This window comes from Erwinia sp. 009765445 (assembly GCF_058137865.1).
Map to the genome: position 1 here is coordinate 1 of NZ_JBYUWC010000041.1, position 2,061 is coordinate 2,061.

The following is a 2,061-nucleotide window of genomic DNA, read 5'->3' on the forward strand; positions in this document are numbered from 1 at the left end:
CTGATGCTTGAAACTGACCCGCGCTCAGTAACAGAACTGATTGACCGATATGAAAATATCAGCGGATTGCCTGACAGTTGCGCCCCTGCAGGGGTACAAACATTACAGCAGCGCCGCCAGCGCCTGGATGCAAAGCTCAACCTGCCGGGTGGAATAAACGAGGCGTTTTATCTGTCCCAGATTGAAGCGCTCGGTTACACGGGCGTAACGATCACCCGTTACAACAAGAGCCAGTTTACCTGCAATTCAGAATGCACTGATTCGCTTTACTCCGATGAGTGGAGGTACTACTGGCAGGTCAATATCCCCGCATCCACGCAGATAATCCCCATGACCGCTATCAGCAGTTGTACAGACAGTCTCCGCGCCTGGGGAGATACCGTGCTTGAATGCGTTTTAAACAAGCTGGCCCCCTCACACACCTACGTGATTTTTCGTTATATGGAGTAACCATGCATCGTATTGACACACCCACCGCACAACAGGATAAGTTCGGCGCGGGCAAGAATGGTTTTACCGGTGGAAACCCGCAAACCGGCGAGCTGGCGACGGCACTGGACGCGGATTTTTTTGATTCTGTCCAGGAAGAGATCGCCGGAGTAATAGAAGCGGCGGGGACCGCCCTGGTAAAGGGGGATAATACCCAGTTGCTTTCGGCTCTGAGGCAGATTTTGTTATTCCCGGTCGGTGTACCTGTCCCCTGGCCGACATCCACCCCGCCTGCAGGCTGGATCAAATGTAACGGCTCATCATTCAGTGCCAGCGACTATCCCGCTCTGGCTGCGGTTTACACGACCCTGAAGTTGCCCGATCTGCGCGGCGAGTTTATCCGTGGCTGGGATGACGGGCGCGGTGTGGATACCAGCAGGGGAATTCTCACCAGTCAGGGCGCTACAAGTCTCCGTACGGCAGCGCTGGATTATTTTTCCGTGGATTCCACAACAAGCGGAGCAACCGTCGGAACATCATTTGCACAGGCAGACAGTGCAGCTACAACAGTGCCATCTGATGCAAGAGGTCCAAACAATACTGTTTTTTCAAGCTCGGGTGCGATGGCAGATAATACAATTACGGCCACGCAGAATGGATCGGGTCTTACAAATGGTTCAGTCTGGATAACAGTTCGCCCCCGTAACATCGCATTTAACTACATCGTGAGGGCTGCGTGATGGCTAAAGTAACGTTTGATAAGGATGGCCTGGCTGAATCTGAGGGCCACGTGACGGTTTACAATTTTGATTCACAGACGGGAGAATTCTCCGGAGAGAATGATGAGTTTCTTTTGAAGGGACTGGGTTTACCTGCCAATTCAACCATTATCAGCCCGCCGGAAGTCGCCAAAAAAGAGGCCGCCGTTTTTCGTGATGAGCAGTGGCAGATTGTTGAAGATCACCGGGGAGAAACGGTCTGGCCGACTGATACAGGCAAGCCCGTGCAGATTACAGAGCTGGGGTCATATCCGGAAGGCACCACAACCCTCGAACCGGGAACTGAATTTGATGTGTGGGATGGGAAAAAATGGGTAACTGATAAAGCAAGCCAGTCACAGGCCGCAATTGATACCGCCACCGCCCAGAAAAAAACGTTAATTCAGGAGGCAAACAGCATCACGCAGGCGTGGCAAACACAGCTGCTGCTGGGGATCATCAATGACGACGATAAGGCAACGCTCACCCAGTGGATGAGATACGTGCAGGCCGTCAATGCTGTTGATACCTCTTCTGCTCCTGACATCGAATGGCCTGAAAAGCCCGTCTGATACCCTTTATCACGCAGGATACACCATGTCGTATGTAAGAATTTACGGAACGCTGACCGCTCCGGACGGCTCACTATTGTCTGACGCAGAGCTGGTTATCGCGGCGCTGTCGAATAATGCTGGAGCATTGCGGGCGCAGCGGATAACCATAGTGACCGGTATTAATGGCGAATATGACTTTCGCCTGGCGGCAGGATCGTACCGCGTGACGGTTCGCTATGCCGGGGAGAACAGGTCAACCATGCTGGGGGACTTGCTCATTGAAGAGGGCGGCCCGGATGGGTCGCTGAATGATTACCTCA

4 protein-coding genes are annotated in these 2,061 nt (G+C 53.1%); all 4 read left to right on the forward strand.

Annotated elements, in window-relative coordinates; all coding sequences use genetic code 11:
- Positions 1-450: YmfQ family protein (locus AC3Y5R_RS23975; protein ID WP_489923401.1), on the forward strand; the 450-nt coding region annotated here is incomplete at its 5' end.
- Between the two features lie 2 nt (positions 451-452).
- A complete protein-coding gene (locus AC3Y5R_RS23980) occupies positions 453-1,169 on the forward strand; it encodes a tail fiber protein (RefSeq protein WP_489923405.1) in 717 nt (238 codons plus the stop codon).
- Positions 1,169-1,759, forward strand: a complete 591-nt coding sequence (locus AC3Y5R_RS23985) for a tail fiber assembly protein (protein ID WP_489923402.1) — start codon at positions 1,169-1,171, stop codon at positions 1,757-1,759. Before AC3Y5R_RS23980 ends, AC3Y5R_RS23985 begins: the two co-directional genes overlap by 1 nt.
- 25 nt (positions 1,760-1,784) lie before the next feature.
- The coding region (locus AC3Y5R_RS23990; protein ID WP_489923403.1) for a carboxypeptidase-like regulatory domain-containing protein at positions 1,785-2,061 on the forward strand (277 nt) is incomplete at its 3' end.